Consider the following 1,581-nt stretch of genomic DNA (forward strand, 5'->3'; position numbering starts at 1 on the left):
TCTCAGCTCTCAGCTCTCAGCTCTCAGCTCTCAGCTCTCAGCTCTCAGCTCTCAGCTCTCAGCTCTCAGCTCTCAGCTCTCAGCTCTCAGCTCTCAGCTCTCAGCTCTCAGCTCTCAGCTCTCAGCTTATGGGCAATGGGCTTTTACCCATACTTTCAATTCTCATGCTTCTCTATCAATATTAAATTCTCCCGTTCGCTTAGCGTGGCCATAGGTCTGCATAGGTTTATTTTAAGCTGACGGCTGACAGCTGACGGCTGACAGCTGACGGCACCTCAAGTAGCGTGGCCAAAGGCCAACGGCTGAATGCTTACAATATGAAGTATAAAGGACTTCGTACTTTATAATACTTTATCCTTTATCTTTCCTTCATATTTCATTGATTATTTATCCTTGATTCTTGATTTTTTATCTGTCCTTTATCTATCCTTTATCTATTCTTTATCTATCCTTTATCTATTCTTTCTCTATCCTTCATTATTTATCCAAAGCGATAACCAAAACCCCTTACAGTGATCAGGTATTCTGGTTTACTGGGGTCTTCTTCTAATTTTTCCCGTAACCAGCGAATATGAACATCCACTGTTTTAGTATCTCCCACAAAATCCATTCCCCATACTTGATCAATTAATTGGTCCCGAGACCAAACTCGGCGGGGATTATTAATAAATAACTCCAAAAGTCGAAACTCCTTGGGAGATAAATTAACGTCTTCTCCCCGAACCGTCACCCGACACTCTTGGGGGTACAGCTTGATCTCTCGGAATTGCTGGACGGGTGTTGGAGTGATACCATTCAAGTGTTGGCGACGAATTAAGGCTCGGCAACGAGCAATCAACTCCCGCATACTGAACGGTTTAGTGAGGTAGTCGTCTGCACCAACTTCCAAACCTAAAACCCGATCTGTTTCACTAGCTTTGGCACTAAGAATCATGATCGGAATGGGATTTCCTCGATAACGTAGCAACCGACACAGATCTAAACCATTCACCTGAGGTAGCATTAGGTCTAATATGAGCAAATCCACAGAGTAACCAGTGTGATCGCTATCCTGAAGCATAGTCAAAGCTGTAGCGCCGTCCGAAGCAGTTAAAACCTCGTAACCTTCTTCTTGCAGGGCTAGGACGATCATTTCTCGGATTAGTTCTTCGTCTTCCACCACTAAGACTTGTTTAGCCTTGGTCAGTTCTGAACCGGAAGGACTGTGGGGTATGTCGAGAGCAAGCATAAAGTAAGAAAACTTGGTAACTGAGGTTACAAGTCAAGATATACAAGCAGTAACACGCATCTGTCAATCAGAATATTGACTTAATCATCAATTAACCTTATTTTTACCAATATATTATCTGGCTGCAGATAGATTATGGAGCCATTGTGCCTAATTAAGATAAAACCCCAAGTCTTACAGCCAATCCATACCTCTGCACCTACTAGCAAGGAGAGGTTGGGCAAATGCCTTGCAATTAAGTAGTCAAAAAGCGGGATAAAACGGGATTTTTTGGGGTATAATAGACAAAAAGGCCAAGAATAGCCAACGATGTCTAAGCGCAAGAAAAAATCAGGCACAACAAAGAAGCTTTC

General features: G+C 42.8%; 3 protein-coding genes. 1 reads left to right on the plus strand and 2 read right to left on the minus strand.

The genetic code is table 11. The annotated features are described in order from the left end of the window. Positions 1 to 214 (plus strand): hypothetical protein (locus tag F6K37_RS41635; RefSeq protein ID WP_287257118.1); only part of this gene is annotated, 214 nt, incomplete at its 5' end. Positions 215 to 481: 267 nt separating this feature from the next. Here the strand turns inward: F6K37_RS41635 and F6K37_RS41640 are convergent. Beyond that, on the minus strand, positions 482 to 1,228 hold the full coding sequence (locus tag F6K37_RS41640) for a response regulator transcription factor (RefSeq protein WP_008186390.1): 747 nt from the start codon (positions 1,226 to 1,228) through the stop codon (positions 482 to 484). Positions 1,229 to 1,308: 80 nt separating this feature from the next. Next, positions 1,309 to 1,581, minus strand: a 273-nt coding sequence (locus F6K37_RS41645; RefSeq protein WP_287257119.1) for a hypothetical protein, incomplete at its 5' end; no start/stop codon positions are given.

The sequence above is a fragment of the Moorena sp. SIO4E2 genome (assembly GCF_010671945.1).
GTDB classification, from domain to species: Bacteria; Cyanobacteriota; Cyanobacteriia; order Cyanobacteriales; family Coleofasciculaceae; genus Moorena; species Moorena producens.

Bases quoted from the DNA above. Each gene is read 5' to 3' on its own strand.
- F6K37_RS41640 (WP_008186390.1), bottom strand. From the start codon at position 1,228: ATGCTTGCTCTCGACATACCCCACAGTCCTTCCGGTTCAGAACTGACC.